This is a genomic window from Paenibacillus donghaensis, from assembly GCF_002192415.1.
Classification (GTDB): Bacteria; Bacillota; Bacilli; order Paenibacillales; family Paenibacillaceae; genus Paenibacillus_AQ; species Paenibacillus_AQ donghaensis.
Genome location: NZ_CP021780.1, coordinates 8,443,752 through 8,462,590 on the forward strand (window position 1 = coordinate 8,443,752; position 18,839 = coordinate 8,462,590).

Consider the following 18,839-nt stretch of genomic DNA (forward strand, 5'->3'; position numbering starts at 1 on the left):
AGGAAGAGATGAAATTGAGATCTTACCGCACGTATCGACTATTGTTTATTGTGGCCGCTGTTGCCTTATTTATGACTGCTATTCCCTGGGGCAGAGGGATGATTCCTTCTGTAGATGCAGGGGCTCTAAATTCCATGCCCCCCGTAAACCGTGAAGCTTCCCCCCAAGCAGTTAAACTACTAGAATATCTGAACGCTGTGTCCGGACAAGGCATTCTTGCCGGCCAGCATGACTACCTGGAGAGCCCGGACGAGATGAACAACAAGCTGAAGAATACAAGCGGACAATATGCTGCGCTTCACGGCTATGAGCTGGGAGGAATCAGCGGGCAAACCGAAGGCACCTTGGCCTGGCAGCGCCAGAATGTGGTGAACAGTGCGATCAACTGGAACCGAAACGGCGGGATTGTAGCGATGACCTTCCATGCCAATCTGCCCGGAACCTCTTATGACTGGTCCAATGTGCATAGAGGGCTTAGTCAGAGCGAATTCAATAAATATGTAACTCCCGGCACTCCTCAGTATAATAACCTGATTGCCCAGCTAGACAAGGTCGCGGTATCTCTCAAACGCTTGCGTGATGCCGGTGTACCGGTATTGTGGAGACCCTACCATGAGATGAATGGCGACTGGTTCTGGTGGGGCCGCAAAACGAACTTCCCTGACCTGTGGAATATTATGTATGACCGTTTTGTTAACGTTCATAAATTGAACAATTTGCTGTGGGTGTGGAATCCGAATGCGCCTAATGTATGGTCTGATCCCTACTCCCATTCCTATCCGGGGGCGGATAAGGTGGACATTCTTGCAGCAGACATATACGAAAATGATTACCAGCAGAACTATTATGACAGCCTGCTCAGTCTGGCCGCCGGCAAGCCGATTGCCATTGGGGAGAACGGAGAAATGCCGGATACCGCGAAGCTGCTGCAATCGCAGAGCGAGTGGGTATATATGATGAACTGGGGAAAGATGTTATATGAAAAAAACAGCACGGAAACCATCCATGCTTTCATGAACAGTAGTTATACGCTGACCCGGGATAAATACAAATCGGGGGTGCTCCCGACTGCTACGGCAACTCCAGCGGCAACACCGGTGGTGACAGCCACGCCTGCACCTACACCTACACCTACACCAACCACTGCTCCGAGACCTGTGGTTACGGCAGCACCTTCACCAACTCCCATGCCTGTAGACGGTAATCCGGTAGTTCCGGCCAGCGGGCTTACGGGCGAATACTTCAGAAATATGCAGTTTAGCGGAACGCCAGTACTGGTGCGCAATGATAAGAACATTGATTTCAACTGGCGTCAGGGCGCGCCCGATTCATCGCTTGGCGTGGATTACTTCTCCATTCGCTGGAGCGGCCAGATTAAGCCGCTCTACAGTGAAACCTATCAGATCTATACGGCATCGGATGACGGTATTCGCGTCTGGATGGACGACAGCCTGATTATCGACAGCTGGACTAAGCAGAGCGGCACCGAGCGAATGGGCACGATTGCCCTGCAAGCCGGGCAACTGCATAACATCAAGGTGGAGTATTACGAGAACCAGGGCGATGCCCGCATGAAGCTGATGTGGCAGAGTCCCAGCCAGGCGAAGGTAACCGTTCCGGCGAGCGCATTGTTTAACGGGGCAACTTCTGCTGCGAATTCGCTTGAGATGGCTGTATCCACGCCTGCGCCTACGCCCGTACCAACAGCTGAACCGACCTTAGTGCCCACGCCTACACCAACTGCAGCACCAACACCGGACTCAACGCCTGCACCGGTACCAGCCGCAGCGCCAACACCGGTCCCCGCCGAAAGCTTACCGCCGGTTATGGAAGCTCAGCCTGAGCCAATGCCATTGCCGATGCCAGAGCAGGCTGCATCTCCCGAAGCTGCCGCTCCTGCCGCTAACGGTCTGTATGGCGAATATTTCAGCAATATGCAGCTGTCGGGCAGCCCGGTGCTGATGCGTGAAGATGCCAAGCTTGATTTCAACTGGCGGCAAAATTCGCCGGACCCGTTGCTCGGGATTGATTTCTTCTCCGTTCGCTGGAGCGGACTGATCAAACCTGAGTACAGTGAAACCTACCAGATTTATACCACATCAGATGATGGCATCCGAGTCTGGGTGGACGGCAGCCTGATCATCGACAGCTGGACCAAGCAGAGCGGCACCGAACGTGTGGGTGAGATCAGTCTAAGCGCAGGCCAGCTGTATGAGATTAAGGTTGAATATTATGAGAACCAGGGTGATGCCAGAGTGCGTCTGATGTGGGAAAGCGCCAGTCAGTCCAAAGGAACCGTACCAGCGAGTGCGCTGTTCCTTCCTGCAGGTGTTTGACTTACAGCCGCTTAGAAGGAGGAATACTTTGAAGAATTACCGTAAATATATGCTGTTGACGACCCTATTGCCGGTTATTCTTATGGTGACCCTATTACACTGGACAGAGGCGAGGAATCTGACAGAGTCAGGGGATATCACCTTGACGGAAGTCAAGGTTCCCGCATCTGCGCCGATAGCTCCCGTAAATCCCGAAGCATCCGATGAAGCCAGTGAGCTGCTGCGTGATTTGGTCAATTTAAGCGGCAAGGGAATCCTCTCCGGCCAGCATGATTACTTGGAGAGCCCGGATGAATTCAACAGCAAGCTTAAGAGCGCTACAGGCAAACAAGCCGTGCTGCACGGCTATGAGCTGGGAGCATTGAATAACCAGTCCCCGGCAACCATTGCCGCCCAGCGTCAGGCAGTTGTAGCCAGCGCAATCAAATGGCATAAAGACGGCGGCATCGTGGCGATGACTTTTCATCAGAGCCTGCCCGGCACCTCTCCGGAATGGTCCAGGGTTCAGATGAATCTGAGCCAGGCCAAATTTAATGCCTATGTCACACCAGGTACTAAGGAATATCAGAGCCTGGTGGCGGAGCTTGATGATATCGCCGAATATCTGGGGGAGCTGCGTGATGCGGGTGTACCTGTAATGTGGCGGCCCTATCATGAGATGAACGGCGGCTGGTTCTGGTGGGGCAAGAAGAACAATTTCGAAGTACTCTGGAACATTATGTATGAACGGTTTACCGATGTGCACAAGCTAGATAATCTGCTGTGGGTATGGAATCCGAACGCGCCGACCAAGGAGGCCGATCCGTATGCGCCGTATTATCCGGGAACGGATAAGGTAGATGTACTGGCTGCCGATATCTACAACAATGACTTCAGACAATCCTATTACGACAACCTGCTTAAACTTGCCGACGGCAAGCCGATTGGCATCGGCGAGAGCGGAGAGCTGCCTGACCCGGCTATGCTGGCCAAGAAACAGAGCCAGTGGGTTTATATGATGACTTGGGGCAAAATGCTGACCGAGAACAACAACATGCAGCAGATTAAGAGCTTTATGGGCAGCAATTATACCGTGTCCCGTGAAGATTTCGTGCGCACGGAACAAGCCGCTATAGCTCCGGTCTCCCGCAATGGACTGACCGGCGAATATTTCAACAATGCGGAGCTGTCCGGGACAGCTGCAGTCATTCGCAAGGACAGCAATATTGACTTCAATTGGCATGGGGAAGGTCCGGCAGAGGGAATTGGCAAGGACAGCTTCTCCATCCGCTGGATAGGAAAGGTCAAACCCGTGTACAGCGAGAAATACACCTTCTCTGCTTCATCCGATGATGGAGTGCGGGTCTGGATCGACGGGAAGCTGGTTATCGACAGCTGGCAGAACCAGAGCGGTGTTGGTCGTGAAGGCAGTATTACTCTGACTGCAGGCACGCTGTACGATATCAAAGTGGAATATTACGAGAACCGAGGAGACGCAAGCATCCGGCTGCAGTGGAAAAGCGCACGCCAGAAGCAGTCGATTATCCCGCAGAAGGCTCTTTTTCTAAAATAGAAGCAGCTTCATAGGAAGACATTCTGACATTCCGAAAGAAAGCGAGGACATGGACATGAGGAAAAGGACCAGACCAAAGACCAGAATCAAACCTATAAAGCTATTGCTCAAATTCGCAGCTCTGACCGTTCTGCTTCTATTGTCCATCTCAGTGTTCGGACGCGGCGGGACGCCCCATGACGAGGTGGTGGAGGATGCCGGACTGGCTGACCTCCCGGTGGCTGACGATGCCGGGCCGGAGCTTCCGGAGGGCGAGTTCCTGTGGAAGCTGGGCACACACGATGAATCCGCGCGAGAATTCACAGCCGCCAAATCCTCTGCTTCCCCGAAATCTGCCATCACGATTACATCGGCAACGCCTAAATCTTCCGTTCTTCAGCAGCTGCCCTCCGGGCTGAACGGGTCTACCCAGCCTGAACTGCGGATCTCGTACCAGCTCGATAAGATCCCGGCAAACGGGGTCTTATTTCGCGTAAGCATTACCGATGCCTACAAATCGGTTCCGCAGATGAGCGTGTTCTCCAACCGGCAGCTGTCAGGGATTATCCAGATCGCCGGAGTATCGGGGACAGACAATAAATTCAGCTTCCGCAAAACCTATGAGCTGTATATCCCCAAGGAGCAGCTGCAGAAGGGCACCAATGAGCTGAAGCTGCAGACAGCCCGCGGGATCTACTCCTCGGAGAAGGAGGACCCCTATACGTGGTGGACCTGGGATAACCTCAGCCTGGAATCCTTGAAGACTCCGATCAAGGAGCCGATTCACGGCAGTTATATCCAGACGGGGACTATGGTTAACAATAAGCAGTTTTATTTCGATGAAGGTGCAGTGAACCATCTGCCCTATATTATGAAATGGCTGGGTGTAGCTTACAGCGGCAACATCATGCGTACCAGCTGTGCCAGTGATGTCGGCCGCTCCTGCTCCAATATGGAAGATTACTACAAGGTATTGCAGGATTACAACATGGAGGCGGTTGCCCTCTACCTGCATACCGGTGACATCAAGCTGAATGCCGACGGCTCTTTGCCGGAGGATGCTGAGAAGAAGCTTACGGAATATTTCCAGAAGTATAGCCGCTATTTCCAGTATTATGAGGTGGATAATGAGCCCGGGCTGTTCAACCGTTCCAAGGCGGTCAATCTGGCCATTGCGGAATGGCTGAACGGGAAGGGCAAGGAACTTGCCCCGCATCTGAAGACAGTGGCGCCGGGCTGGGCTTATTGGCCAGGCTTCAGCGAGGATTCCTGCGGGAATCAGAAGAAAGGCGGGGCACAGCAGTGCGGAGACCCGGACGGGTGGGAGCGTGATCCAAAACAGCGTATGGAGCTGGAAGAGGTTACGGATCTGACCAACGGCCACTCCTACGGCGAGTCCTACATCTTCAGCGGCGGCGGAAGTTTCACCGAGAATCTGAAGACCTTTGGCGGAGCTGCCGACGGACTCAGCAAAAAAATGCTTACTACTGAATTCGGCACCTCCGACAGCCATGTCGATGCCTATCAATATGGTGCTTCCGAGCCGACAGCTGCTGTCTTCGACCGAATTATGCGCGGGCATATCGGCTATGCAGACATGTTCGTGCAGCATGCCGCATTCTTCAAGGAGTTCAGCCTGTTCAAATATGGCTTTAGCCTGGAGGGGCATGATCCAGCCAAGACGGAAATCTATTATACGAAACCAAACGAGGAATCGCGTGTCAGTATTATGAGAAGATTAAGTGTGGCTTATGCCACGCATGGCACGCCGTTAAGCTACCAGATCACGAACAAGGAGGCTCTGTTGGACAAGCTGGTATATGTTCGTGCGGTGGATACTTCTACCCTTAAACCGCTTGCGGGCAGCGGCGCGACCTCCAACAAGGTGCTGGTGAACCTCGTCAATTTCGAGGACACGCCCCAGACCGTAACGGTAGACGTGGCAATGCCGAAAGAAACGGTGTATGAAGGTGAACGTTTCGGCAGCGGGGATACCTATGAACAAGCACGGAGATATGTAACAGGACTGAAGGCTTCGCCTACACTGCGTTTCCAGGAAACGCTGAAACCGGGCGAGGCTGTACAGTATATTCTGCAGCCGTCATCTGAGATGACGGCTGCAGCTCCGAAAGGGCTGAAAGCGACGGCGGCCAAAGGGCTGACCGTCAAGCTGAATTGGCTGGAGGCGCCGGGAGCAAGCTATGAGCTGCTGCGCGCCGATGGCCCTGGAGAAGTGCTGAAGGTGATTGCAGCAGGAATTAAGGATACGCAGTTTATCGACCGGAATCTCCAGGAGGGCAACCTCTACACCTATGCCGTCAAAGCAACTAACTCACGGGTCATGTCGCAGACGCTGCAGATTACGGCCACCGGTCTTGTTCCGCTGGATCGCGGAGCGTGGAAGGTGACCTCTAATGTGAATACTCAGGGCTCGAAGCCTGCCAGCGCCATTGATGGCGACCTGCATACGCGCTGGGATAGCGGCAAACATCAGGCATCAGGCGAGTATTTCCAGATAGACATGGGTGAGGCTCATACCATCGAAGCCCTGGATCTGGACATTTCCCTCTCAACCTACGACTATCCGCGGGGATATGAGATTTATGTCTCTGACGATGCAGCTAGCTGGAGCAGAATTGCTTCTGGCAAAGGCAAGCTGGGTGTCTCAAGAATAGAATTTTCCCAGGTGAAGACGCGGTATGTCCGAATCGTGCAGACTGGCTCAGGAGGCAACTACTGGTCGATTCAGGAACTGGAGGTGCTCTCACGGGAATCATAGCATAACCTGGAAGAAACCTCCGCAGAATACTCTGCTGGGGTTTTTTTGAAAATATAATAATTTATAGATTTAACGACATAAATTAATCTTCTATTTCGGCTCAATCTAAAAATCAGCGGTTGACTATACGAGTGAACAGAGCGGAGGGCCTTACGGGATTCTGGAAAAACGGTAGTGTTCGCTTCCTTAGAAAGCTAAAACCTCTATCAGAAGGCAAGGGGCCTTACGTAGTAACCTATACCTCATCAAATAAGCCTCTCTTCCGCTATAGGAAGAGAGGCTTATTCTCACATTTCGTTACTGCTTAGGATTCAGCCAGGATTTAGAGTGTTGCCCTGGAACCTCCGGAGTAATTAGATGCGAAACTGCAACTAATTTCCGCCGAAACACCCATTATCGGGATAATAAGTGCATATCTGCAACTAAATTCGAGTAAAGCAAGCTTATTACGCTCAAAATCCTAAATTAGGTGCGTTTTCGCACTTATTTCCTCCAACACAGAAAAAAACGGCTAAATAGATGCAGTTTCGGTTACTACTTAGAACCCTGCGAGGATATAGAAGGTTTACTTGCGAAGGTTAGGGGATCGCACTACCGAAATCCCAACCCTCCCCACCCGAACTTCAGGTAACCTACGTGCTAACGGACCGTATAGCTCTTATTTCCTCATTCCTGCGATGGTTTGGAGTCTAGCGGACCGCATAGCCTCTATATCGGAAAAACAGGCCTTACCTAGTGGGGTTCGGCTTGAATAGGGGCTCCTGAGTCCGTTAATAGTCTGAAAGGTAATCGCTGGTTACCGGCGACAGCCTTCCTTTGTTATGCTTAGCCTCCTTGTCGCGTGGTGTGGTATGACAGGCTCGAACGAGTAATACATGGAAAACAAGGGGGCTCTAAGTAATAACCAGTTTCGCAACTAATTCTTTGGACTGGACATATGAGACTATATAAGATGAACTTAAGAATGAAACGGTGGAGTTGTCAGAATGCCTGGTGCATAGGGCTACCCGAACAACTCGAATATAACATTCTTAAGTTCACGTTCTATATCATGGAACTGAATCTGCAGGTTACAATCAGGAAATCGGGCTTTAACAGCGATCGGAAGAACCCTCCGAACCCGTAGCGGGCATCATTCACAAGGGGCCAACCGCTGATTTTGATTTTGAGCCTCTATTTCTCGCAGAAACGGATACCGTCTCTTGCAGAGGACGGCGAAGCCGTTGCGTATTGAATATCCGGGCTTGTTCATACTATTCCTTGTCTGAGCAGACAGGAAAGGCGTGAGATATCGCAATGATCCATCTTGCAGACCAGCTTGTTTTCCTTCAGAGGAAGCTTGTGTAGCTTTTCCTTCCACAGCTGGGTTATTTATGGCAATTTCGCAAGCAAGTGGCCTTTTGTGACAGAGCTAACAGGTATGGGGAGTGGCTGTAGCTTATGCTAGAATCTGCAGCAACATGAGTAACTGAGTGGTTGCAAAAGAAGATTATTTATGTTAAATTGTATATAGATTTAGATTGAGTCTAAATACAATAACATATAGACACTAACCAAGGAGGTTTTTAATGATGAGTATCCAAACGAAGAGCCACACTGAATTGCATGTTGCCTTGAACCGCCAGACAGCCAACTGGTCCTTGCTGTACGTGAAGCTGCACCACTATCACTGGTACGTCAAGGGATCGCATTTCTTCACCCTGCATGAGAAATTCGAAGAATTCTATAATGAAGCCGCCGGTTATGTGGATGAATTGGCAGAACGCCTGCTGGCTATTGGCGGACAACCTGCATCTACGCTGAAGCAATACCTGGAGCTGTCAGCGCTGCAGGAAGCGAAATCCGGCCAGGATGCCAAAGAAATGGTGGCCGAGCTGGTCAGCGATTATTCCGCTGTCGCCACAGAGCTGCAGTCAGCCATCGCTGTTGCTGAAGAGCTTGGCGATCAGCCAACCGCCGACCTGCTGATCGGAATCCGCAGCAATGTGGAGAAACACGCCTGGATGCTGAACGCTTACCTGGCTTAATAGCGCCTGACCGGCGGGCATGCTCAGCCCAGCCCGCAGTTCAGCTCATAAACAAATCGCTCTGCTTGAAATGGATGCCTCCATTACAGCAGAGCGATTTTTTTGAAATATAAGAATGTATATGTTTCACGCTATCCATTATCCTTCTATTTCTCGCAGAAACGGATACCGCCTCTTACAGAGGGCGGCGAAGCCGTTTCTACTTGAAATATAAGAATGTATAGGTTTCACGCAATCCATTATCCTTCTATTTCTCGCAGAAACGGATACCGCCTCTTTCGGAGGGCGGCGAAGCCGTTTCTACTTGAAATATAAGAATGTATATGTTTCACGCAATCCATTATCCTTCTATTTCTCGCAGAAACGGATACCGCCTCTTACAGAGGGCGGCGAAGCCGTTTCTACTTGGCTAACATAAAGACTGCTGCCGCTACTCAACCCATTACTGAGAGGAACACCAGTCAAACCAGTGTGTGCCATAAAATAAGGGATAAATCCTCTAAATTTAGCTCGTTCAGCCATATGAGGCGCAAAATAGTGTATAAATCCGTTACTCCTTAGGTCCAGGCAGAAAATTCTACCGCTAGTTCACGGCTATATAAGATGAACTTAAGAATAGAGTAGTGGAGTTGTCAGAAAGCCTGATTCATAGGGTTTCTTGGCAACTCCGTATGTAACATTCTTAAGTTCACGTTCTATAAGGCCCTAATTTGCTCCAAACACCCTTCGATTCGGCGGTTTTGAGCTCAATACAGGCTATACAGTCCGTTACTTGAAATGGCAGATGGGGGAGGACGGGGTTTCGACTTTGAACGCTCAAACCTATAGAGGGAAGGCGGGAGGCCTAAGTAGTAACCTAAATCCGTTATTTTCACCACGCCCATCCAGTTCTGCCCCCGCAAGGCCGGCGGTCATTTAATGAACACGCCGCCAAAAGGCAGGGCTTCGCGCAGGAAACGTTTGATGATTCCGTCTTCGCTGTTGTCACGCTCGAAGCGGCGGCTCTGCCTGCCCGCCTGAAACAGCACAGACCCATGTCCGGTCATTTTCCAATGATAGCTCATATGCTGACTGGCCAGATGGTTGCCGTATACGGTAAGCTCCAGCTTGGCATTCTCGGGATAGGCGACGATGCTGCCCGCGTCCACATACAGCGGCTCGAACGGGTCGAGCTCCGCTTCACAGACTGTGCCTTCGGTCAATATACCGATGCTGCCTTTGCCGGAGAACTTGACCTTTACAACGTCACGCGTGATGAACATATTCTTGATGCTCAGCATCCGAGTCTGCATGGTAATCCCTTCACTGTAATAGAACAGATGTCTGAAATCATAGAGCAGATCGCTTTTGCCATCCAGCTGCATGGTTTTGACCCGGTAGCCGGGAGGCAGCGCAGCCACGAATCTGCAGGGACCGGAGAGGTCCGAGCGGATCAGCTTGCGTTTGCGGTAGATGCCTTTAACATCCATAATTCTATCTGCGCGGCCGGAAGAAGGGCCCTGGTAGGCGATAATCTGCTGCGGGTGAAGAACATGAACCTCTTCGTGTTCGGCAATGGTAAAAGCGACTGCCTGTCCGCCTCCGCCGTCGCCTTCATCCTGGATATCGACGTTCATCGCTCACATTCCTTCCCTAGTTCATTATAGCAGCCGGTCCCCTCTGCGAGAGCGGTGGCGCATCCCGAACCTTATCAGTCGAATCAGCACGAAATAGCCAAGTACAAGGCCGATTCCGGTAAAAATAGTAACCTTAATCCGGTTGAGATAACTCTCGCGTGCCGCCCGGTCATCCCTTAATTCATCTACCATTTGCGTCAGCTGGCGGTTCTGCTCCTGCAGTGCAGCATTCTGGGACCGGTAGGTCTCCATCTCCTGCTGCGTTTGTCCCAACTGGTTCATCGTGTTGCCAAGCTCGTCTTTGGTCTGCTGCAGTTCTTCCATCGTCTGCTGGTAGCTGTCCTGCAGCTTGTTGACTTCTCCGGGTAGTTCGGAGAAGGTTTCCAAACCATTATATAAATCATTTAAATAGTTGGCATTGGCCGCAGGGGCCGGAAGGCTCAGCGAAATTCCCAGCACAAGCAGAAGCGGGCAGAGCAGTCGTATAGATCTGCGGATAATCATAGAGTTATTCATTCATAGTCACCACCTGCATAGGCTATTATTTCTTAAAATATAAGGATTTATATGTTTTACGCTATCCATCATCCTTCTATTTCTCGCAGAAACGGATACCTGAAAGCGATACGTAGGATCGCTGCTTCGGAAGCATACGCTTTGCAGAGGACAGCCTGCCGTTTCTACTTATTATTCTATCATAGCTGGACACCGTCCGACAGCTTGTGCATACGGCATGGATTAGAATTGAGAAGCCCCTCCAATTATCGTATACTTTGACGGAAGGGAGGCTGCAAACTATGAATAAATGGCTTACAACGCTGCTGATTCTGGCCGGGTCGGCACTGTTAACCCGCTGGATTCCGTTCTCTTCGTTATTCCGCAATCTGGATACCATGGTCCATGAATTTGGCCATGCGCTGGCTACGCTGCTGCTCTCAGGACGTGTGCTGCGAGTAGAGCTGTATATGAACCATAGCGGAGTTACCTATTCAGCCATTCAGGCCGGGGGCAAGGCCATTGTGCTATCGCTTGCGGGGTACCCGTTTGCCTCACTATTCGCCTTGCTCCTATTCTATCTGTACCGGAAAGGGCAACAGAACTGGGGACTCATATTGTCTTCGGCCATCGCCATTATGATGCTGCTGCTGTACGTTCGCGGGAGCTTTGGCATGATCTGGCTGGCAGGGTTCATCCTGCTCAATCTACTGATGCTCTTTCCGTGGAAGAAAGCCAGCCGTTATTATTACTTATTCCTGGCTTTTCTGACACTGGAGGAATCGGTTATGGGCACTCTTTATCTGGTCTATGCGGCTGTAACTTCGCCGTCAAGGGCCGGCGATGCCGCCAATCTGGCCCGGCTTACCCCGGTACCCGCCCTATTCTGGGCACTGCTGTTTCTGATGATTTCGCTGGTCTGTGCTAAGCTCGCGCTGCAGCAGTTTTTCACGCGCGAACGGGTACGCTCAAATACAGTGAAGGCAACTAGGTGAAATATCGGAAATATTTCGACATGATTAGACAAAGAAAGTTGTTTTTTGAAAGGGTCAATCTACTAATAAGGTAGGTGGCCCTTTTTTTGTCGATATTCTGAAGCCGAACATATATTCCATGACAAGGAGTTGTCCGCCAATATTGGTACATTAATAGAAGACCCAAAAATTAGAAAGAGGTGTAAATATGCAAGCCAGTATTCAACCCGTTTTTACATGGAGCCAGGAGCGTATCTTTGCAGGAGGAGCGCGTAATATAGCTCTGCTTGTCGAATGGAAAGGAATTACCCAGAATGAGCCTCAACGCAAGCAGAGCCGCAAGGTAGTGGCCCGTGAGATTGAGCTAAGAATTTGGCTGGAATCCCACGTCCGGCTGTCGGGATGCCACGGCTGTGAAATTGAGGCAGGAGAGGGGCGATCACTGCTCCTAAAGCTTGGTAAAATACATGCAGGACAACGCAAGTTTATCGGCTTTGAATTTATTCTCAGCCCTATGGCTGTCGGCAAACATGATGCGTTATGGCTGCAATGGCAATACAAGCAGCCTTCGGTGGAGCGGATTCGTGAGCTGCCCGTCCAAAAACTGGGTCTCGAATACACCCGCCACACCGACGTGCTCACAGTTTCTCACAGCTTCCATGTCGAGAAACATCTGGAGCTGTTGAAAACGGCCAAGGTGCTGGAGGAAGTGATGGTCCTGCAGAGCACAGGCCGGCAAACTTGTGCGTATGATAAGCTCCGTACCCAGGCCGACCAGTTGCTGCTGCTGGCTACACGAAGTGGTGATATGCAGTTGCTTAAAGAAGCGGAGACGCTATACAAACAGCTGGACAGTGTGCATAAAGCACACAGCAAAGCGGCGGGAGAGAATGAGGTCTGAAGCTTATACATAACATATTTCTTTCGCTTTTGTGAAGATGGACTGAGCGTTAATGTTATATATAAATGGGGTAATATAGTAAAATAGTTCTATTATATTATTTCTGATCTTGGTTAAGATTACCCGGATTATAGATATATATAACTAGTCTATTCTAAAATAATGGTTCTATTTTACCATGAATCAAGGGGAATTGAATATGACAGACCGATTAATTCGGCTGATGCGCATTATTACGCTGGTTCAAGCGAAGCCTGGAATTCTAGCGCGCGAGCTGGCAGAACGCTGCGGCAACAGCGAAAGAACGATATACCGGGATATGGATGCGCTGAGTGCAATGCATATCCCTATCACTCACCTGGGACACGGGAAAGGCTATGCTTTTATTGGGAATTTTGCGCTTTATCCGCTGGATTGGTCGGAGGAGGAAGCGGCTGGTTTTTCCCAGTTCGGCCATACGCTGAATGAGATCAGACCTCTGCTGCCAGCGGGATTCGAAGGGGCTTACGAAAAGGTAATGGCAGCAGATTATAAGTATAGGGCGGAGAGGGAAGAAACTATGGAGAGTGTGAGGAGGGAAACTGGATTTCCCTGGATTGAGCGAAGGGGCTCCCGTACTGAATTTAAGTATTTTTTAGCTGAAATTCTGGTTGCCGTCTATAAACAAAAAAGTATCCAGGCTGACTATAGCGAAAATGCCTCTATAGAAAAAAGTATTCAGATCGACCCTTATTGCCTGGTTCCGCTGGAAAATCGTTTTCATCTGATCGGTTACTGTCATCAATATAAAGGCATCCGCACTTTCCATCTGGGAGGGTTCTCCACTGTGAAGGTGTTGGGCCATACGTTCTCCAAGGCAAAGTTTGATCTGAAGCAGTTTATGGAGCAGAAGTGGTCACTGGATCAGGACAGTCTTCAACTGGAATTTAAAGTCAGATTCTCAGAACGGATGATGGAATGGATCAAGCAAGAGAATATGCTCATCAAGCCAAGCAAGGTGGACCGCCAGGGCCGTTATGTTTATTTCAAGGTTTCAGTAGAGCAAGATATAGAATTTGTGCGCTGGATCATGCGTTTTGAAGAGGAAGCAGTGATCATTGAGCCTGTACACTATCGGGAATTACTCAGAAATCAGCTGGAAAAGTGGCTGTCAATCTACAAATAGCGCAATTCTTCTACAAAACGGATGCTTTTATTCCAACAATTTCTATGGTGTTAGCTAAACATACAAATATTTCTTGTATACCCATGGTTTATATAGTAAGTTATACATTATATAACATATATATAGCTTTGCGAAAGAAATTCAACTCTTTTTATGTTAGGTTTGGGTTAACGAAGTTCTCTTTATGAGACTTTGTATTACATTATTGACCTTAGTTTAATTTTTAATGGAAAAGAGGGGTCGGCTTGATCCAGCCTATTCTGAAGATTGAGAATTTGCATACTCATTTTTTCAGTGACCGCGGCGAAATTCCTGCCGTAGACGGAGTGAATCTGTACATTAATCCAGGTGAGGTTCTGGGTGTGGTAGGGGAATCGGGCTGCGGCAAAAGCGTCACCTCGCTGTCCATCCTGGGGCTGGTTCCAAGCCCGCCGGGCCGGATCGTGGATGGGCGGATTCTGTTCAAGGGCAGGGATATCGTTCCGCTGAAGGAAAAGGAAATGCGCAAGATCCGTGGCGACTCCGTATCAATGATATTTCAGGAGCCGATGACCTCGCTGAATCCGCTGTTTACAGTAGGACAGCAGATTATGGAGACTGTGAGGCTACACCGCGGCCTCTCCAGAAAGGAAGCACGTGCGCATGCCATTGAGATGCTCGGCAAGGTGGGCATCCCCCGGCCGGAGGCGATCATTGATGAGTATCCCCATCAGCTGTCAGGCGGTATGCGCCAGCGGGTGATGATTGCAATGTCCATCTCCTGCAGCCCGGAGCTGCTGATTGCGGATGAACCGACAACGGCACTGGATGTGACGATTCAGGCGCAGATTCTGGACCTGATCCGCAGGCTGAATGAAGAACAGGGCACCGCAGTTATGATGATTACCCATGATCTTGGAGTTGTAGCCGAGATGTGCCACCGCGTTGCCGTCATGTATGCCGGCAAGGTGGTAGAGGAAGGCAGCGTACGTGATATTTTCAAGAAACCGCTGCATCCGTATACCCGCGGGCTGATTCAATCCGTGCCCAGAATGGATGTGGAACTTGAACGGCTCTATTCGATTCCCGGGAATGTGCCGATTCTCAGCAATGAGCTGCAAGGCTGCCGCTTCGCTCCGCGTTGCTCGAGTGTTATGGAAATCTGCCATCGGTCGCTGCCCCAGCTAACCCTGCAAGAGGAGCAGCACAGCTGCAGATGCTGGCTGCACGACAGTGAACAGGAGGATGCTGTATGAGTGAGAGTTTGCTCGAGGTTAAGAATCTCAAGAAGTATTACCCGATCACCAAGGGATTCTTCAACAGGGCACAGGGCTATGTCAAAGCGGTGGATGATATCTCATTCGCGGTGAAGCGCGGCGAAACCTTTGGACTGGTAGGGGAGAGCGGCTGCGGCAAGTCCACAACCGGCCGGGCGCTCCTGCGTCTGATCGAGCCGACGGCAGGCGAGGTCTGGTTCGAGGGACAGGAGATCACCAAGCTGTCGCTGGAACAGATGCGCAAGCAGCGCCGGGAGATGCAGATTGTATTCCAGGACCCGTTCTCTTCGCTGGATCCGCGCAATACCGTGCAGCGGATTCTGGAAGAGCCGATGATCGTGCATGGCGTAGGGAATGCCAAGGAACGCCGGGCGGCAGTGGAAAGGCTGGCGGATGTTGTGTGTCTTGCCAAAGAGCATCTGCAGCGCTATCCGCACCAGTTCTCGGGCGGACAGCGCCAGCGGATCGGGATTGCCAGGGCGCTTGCCCTGCAGCCGAAGCTGATCATCGCCGATGAGCCGGTATCGGCGCTGGATGTATCCATCCAGTCACAGGTTGTGAACCTGATGCAGGATCTGCAGGTTGAGTTTGGTCTGACTTACATATTTATTGCGCATGATCTCAGTGTAGTGAAGCATATCTGTGACCGTGTAGCCGTGATGTACCTTGGCAGAATTGTTGAAATTACAGATAAGCGCAAGCTCTATGCACAGCCCAAACATCCGTATACCCAGGCACTGCTGTCGGCAGTGCCTGAGCCAGACCCGGACGTCCGCAAGGAACGTGTGATTCTGCAGGGCGAGGTGCCAAGTCCGTCCAACGCGCCGGTTGGTTGTGCGTTTAACACCCGCTGTCCGCGCGTGATGGATGTCTGCAGAAGCGTGCGGCCTCCTCTCTTGGAGACAGATCCCGGACATTTGACAGCCTGTCATTTATATGATGCTTAGGCTGCGCTAGAAGCTTCATTTCTGCTATACAGGCCCCGGTTTATGGCTGCGCCTAGGCGCGGCTCCATATAAACGCTTTATTACTTTAAGTGAGAGAAGGGAGTTTTCAGGAGATGAAGAAATGGAGTAGTCTTGCACTTGCCGTAATGCTTAGCACAGCTTTTGCCCTGAGCGGCTGTGGGGGGAACAACAATGCGCCGACAGAAGGAAATGCCAGTACGCCGACTAATGCGGCTGCAACGGAAGCTCCTGAGAGTACAACTGCTGCAGAAACTGCGCAGGATACGTTGATACTGGGACGCGGCGGTGACTCTGCCTCGCTCGACCCGGCGATTGTAACGGATGGTGAATCCCTGAAGATTGCCCATCAGGTGTTCGATTCACTGCTGGAATACAAACCAGGCACTTCAGAAGTACAGGCATCACTGGCGGACAGCTGGGAAGTTGCGCCTGACGGCCTTAGCTACACCTTCAAGCTGCATCCGGGTGTGAAGTTCCATGATGGGACGGATCTGGACGCGGAAGCGGTAGCCTTCAACTTCAACCGCTGGAGTGATCCGGCGACTGAATTCAAATTCGAAGGCGATTCCTTCGATTATTATGATTCCATGTTTGGACCGGAGGACAGCCGCGTAATTAAGGAAGTTAAAGCGGTTGATGCGACCACCGTCCAGTTCACCTTGAACCAGCCGCAGGCTCCATTCCTGCAGAATATTGCCATGACTTCCTTTGGCATCGCCAGTCCGACGGCGATCAAGGAGAAGAAAGAGAACTTCAAGAATGAGCCGGTAGGAACAGGACCGTTCGTGTTCAAGGAATGGAAACGCAATGATTTCATCACACTGGACAAGAACGCCAGCTATTGGAAGGAAGGCCTTCCGAAGCTGAATAAAGTTATTGTTCGTTCCATCCCGGACAACTCGGCCCGGTTCAATGCGCTGCAGAACGGGGAGATCGACCTGATGGAGGATCTTAGTCCTGATGATCTGTCCACGCTGGAAGGCAATAGCGGGCTGCAAAAAATTGAACGCCCGCCATTTAACGTTTCTTATCTGGGCTTCAACTTCAAAAAGAAGCCGTTCGACAATGTAAAGGTTAGACAGGCGCTGAACCATGCCGTCAACAAACAAGCTATTATTGATGCATTTTTCTCCGGCCAGGCAACCGCTGCAGTCAATCCAATGCCGCCGTCACTGTGGGGCTTTAATGAAGGGATTGCCGATTATGAATATGATCTGGAGAAGGCCAAGGCGCTGCTGGCCGAAGCCGGATATCCTGACGGTCTGCCGGAACCCGTAACCCTCTATGCCATGCCGGTACCACGCCCTTACATGCCTGACGGCAAGAAGGTAGCGGAAGCCATTCAAGCCGATTGGGAGAAAATCGGTGTCAAAACCGTAATCGAATCTCCGGAATGGGCTACCTATCTGGATGATACCAAAGCAGGCGAGAAGGATGACATCTACATGCTGGGCTGGACCGGGGATAACGGTGACCCGGATAACTTCCTCTATACGCTGCTGGACAAGGATGCGATTCCGAGCAATAACCGTACCTTCTATGTCAATGAGGAACTGCATACGCTGCTGATCGGCGCACAGAAGGAGACGGATCAGGCGAAACGCTCTGACCTGTACAAGCAGGCTCAGGAGATCATCAAAGCCGATGCACCTTGGATTCCGCTGGTGCATACAACTCCGCTGCTTGCCGGCAAGGCGAACCTCAAAGGATTTGTTCCCGGACCTACAGGGACGGAATATTACAGTGAAGTTTATTTCGAATGAAGGTGAGCTGAATTGAACTCCTACCTATTAAAACGTGTGATGGTACTGATCCCGGTGCTGATTGGAATGACCATTATCGTGTTCTCCATTATCCATGCGATTCCGGGTGATCCGGCAGAAACGATTCTTGGCCAAAAAGCAACGGAGCAGTCCAAGCAGGCGCTGCGGGAGCAACTGGGTCTTGACCAGCCGTGGCTGCAGCAATACTTCAACTATATGGGCGATCTGCTGAAGGGCGATTTCGGTACGTCTATCCGTACCAAAACGCCGATTGCCAAAGAAATAATGCCTTATCTTGCAGCTACGCTGGAGCTTACCGTGGCAAGCATGCTGTTTGCGACGGTGGTAGGAGTAAATGCGGGGATTCTAAGCGCCTGGCGGCAGAACTCGTGGTTCGATTATACCGCGATGATTATTGCGCTAGTCGGGGTGTCGATGCCTATTTTCTGGCTGGGTCTAATGGAACAGCTGATATTCTCGCTGAAGCTGCACTGGCTGCCTTCCATAGGAAGGATGGACCAGCGTAACCCGATAGAGAGCATTACGAATCTGTATGTGCTCGACAGCATGATCGCGGGACGCTGGGACCAGCTATGGATCGTTGTTAAACATCTCATTCTGCCAAGCATCGCGCTGGGGACCATCCCGATGGCGATTATCGCCCGGATGACCCGCTCCAGCATGCTGGAAGTGATGAGCTCCGATTATATCCGTACAGCCAAAGCCAAAGGCTTGTCTCAATTTTTTGTAGTCTACAAGCATGCGCTCAAGAACGCGCTGATTCCCGTGTTGACCGTGGTGGGCCTGCAGACTGGAGCCCTTCTTGGAGGAGCGGTGCTGACCGAGACGATTTTCGCCTGGCCCGGCGTGGGCAGATACATATTTGAGGCGATCAGCTCACGCGACTATCCGGTGATTCAGACAGGCATTCTGGTGATCGCTTTTATCTTTGTGCTTATTAATCTGCTGGTGGATCTGCTGTATGCCGCTGTTGATCCACGCATCAATTACAAGTGAGGGGTGAACCT

At 50.9% G+C, this 18,839-nt stretch carries 13 protein-coding genes; 11 read left to right on the forward strand and 2 right to left on the reverse strand.

Annotated features, from left to right (window positions below):
* Positions 1-14: 14 nt before the first annotated feature.
* From B9T62_RS38075 to B9T62_RS38095, 4 genes are all read left to right on the forward strand, one after another.
* Entirely contained in the window at positions 15-2,336 is a 2,322-nt protein-coding gene (locus tag B9T62_RS38075) for a PA14 domain-containing protein (protein WP_425436628.1), read from the forward strand.
* Between the two features lie 28 nt (positions 2,337-2,364).
* Entirely contained in the window at positions 2,365-3,888 is a 1,524-nt protein-coding gene (locus B9T62_RS38085; RefSeq protein ID WP_087919992.1) for a glycosyl hydrolase, read from the forward strand.
* A 55-nt stretch (positions 3,889-3,943) separates the two neighbouring features.
* Positions 3,944-6,646: a discoidin domain-containing protein gene (locus tag B9T62_RS38090; RefSeq protein ID WP_087920587.1), complete on the forward strand. Its 2,703-nt coding sequence runs from the start codon at positions 3,944-3,946 to the stop codon at positions 6,644-6,646.
* Positions 6,647-8,217: 1,571 nt separating this feature from the next.
* Complete coding sequence (locus B9T62_RS38095; RefSeq protein ID WP_087919993.1) at positions 8,218-8,673, forward strand: Dps family protein; 456 nt, start codon at positions 8,218-8,220, stop codon at positions 8,671-8,673.
* A gap of 911 nt (positions 8,674-9,584) precedes the next feature.
* On the opposite strand, the gene B9T62_RS38100 is transcribed toward B9T62_RS38095, so the two are convergent.
* Complete coding sequence (locus B9T62_RS38100) at positions 9,585-10,289, reverse strand: AIM24 family protein (RefSeq protein ID WP_087919994.1); 705 nt, start codon at positions 10,287-10,289, stop codon at positions 9,585-9,587.
* 24 nt (positions 10,290-10,313) lie between these two features.
* A complete protein-coding gene (locus B9T62_RS38105; RefSeq protein WP_087919995.1) occupies positions 10,314-10,805 on the reverse strand; it encodes a coiled-coil domain-containing protein in 492 nt (163 codons plus the stop codon).
* Positions 10,806-11,086: 281 nt separating this feature from the next.
* Here B9T62_RS38105 and B9T62_RS38110 point away from each other — a divergent pair, with 281 nt between their 5' ends.
* From B9T62_RS38110 to B9T62_RS38140, 7 genes are all read left to right on the forward strand, one after another.
* Positions 11,087-11,779, forward strand: a complete 693-nt coding sequence (locus B9T62_RS38110; RefSeq protein WP_087919996.1) for a M50 family metallopeptidase — start codon at positions 11,087-11,089, stop codon at positions 11,777-11,779.
* Positions 11,780-11,966: 187 nt separating this feature from the next.
* Positions 11,967-12,659 (forward strand): hypothetical protein, encoded by a 693-nt coding sequence (locus B9T62_RS38115; protein WP_087919997.1) that lies wholly within the window; start codon positions 11,967-11,969, stop codon positions 12,657-12,659.
* Between the two features lie 199 nt (positions 12,660-12,858).
* Entirely contained in the window at positions 12,859-13,824 is a 966-nt protein-coding gene (locus B9T62_RS38120) for a helix-turn-helix transcriptional regulator (protein WP_169834500.1), read from the forward strand.
* 245 nt (positions 13,825-14,069) lie between these two features.
* Positions 14,070-15,059 (forward strand): ABC transporter ATP-binding protein, encoded by a 990-nt coding sequence (locus tag B9T62_RS38125; RefSeq protein WP_087919999.1) that lies wholly within the window; start codon positions 14,070-14,072, stop codon positions 15,057-15,059.
* A complete protein-coding gene (locus B9T62_RS38130) occupies positions 15,056-16,027 on the forward strand; it encodes an ABC transporter ATP-binding protein (RefSeq protein ID WP_087920000.1) in 972 nt (323 codons plus the stop codon). The genes B9T62_RS38125 and B9T62_RS38130 overlap by 4 nt, the downstream gene beginning before the upstream one ends.
* Positions 16,028-16,140: 113 nt before the next feature.
* Positions 16,141-17,811, forward strand: coding sequence for an ABC transporter substrate-binding protein (locus tag B9T62_RS38135; RefSeq protein WP_087920001.1), 1,671 nt, complete (start codon positions 16,141-16,143; stop codon positions 17,809-17,811).
* Between the two features lie 12 nt (positions 17,812-17,823).
* Positions 17,824-18,828, forward strand: coding sequence for an ABC transporter permease (locus tag B9T62_RS38140; protein ID WP_087920002.1), 1,005 nt, complete (start codon positions 17,824-17,826; stop codon positions 18,826-18,828).
* Positions 18,829-18,839: the final 11 nt, after the last annotated feature.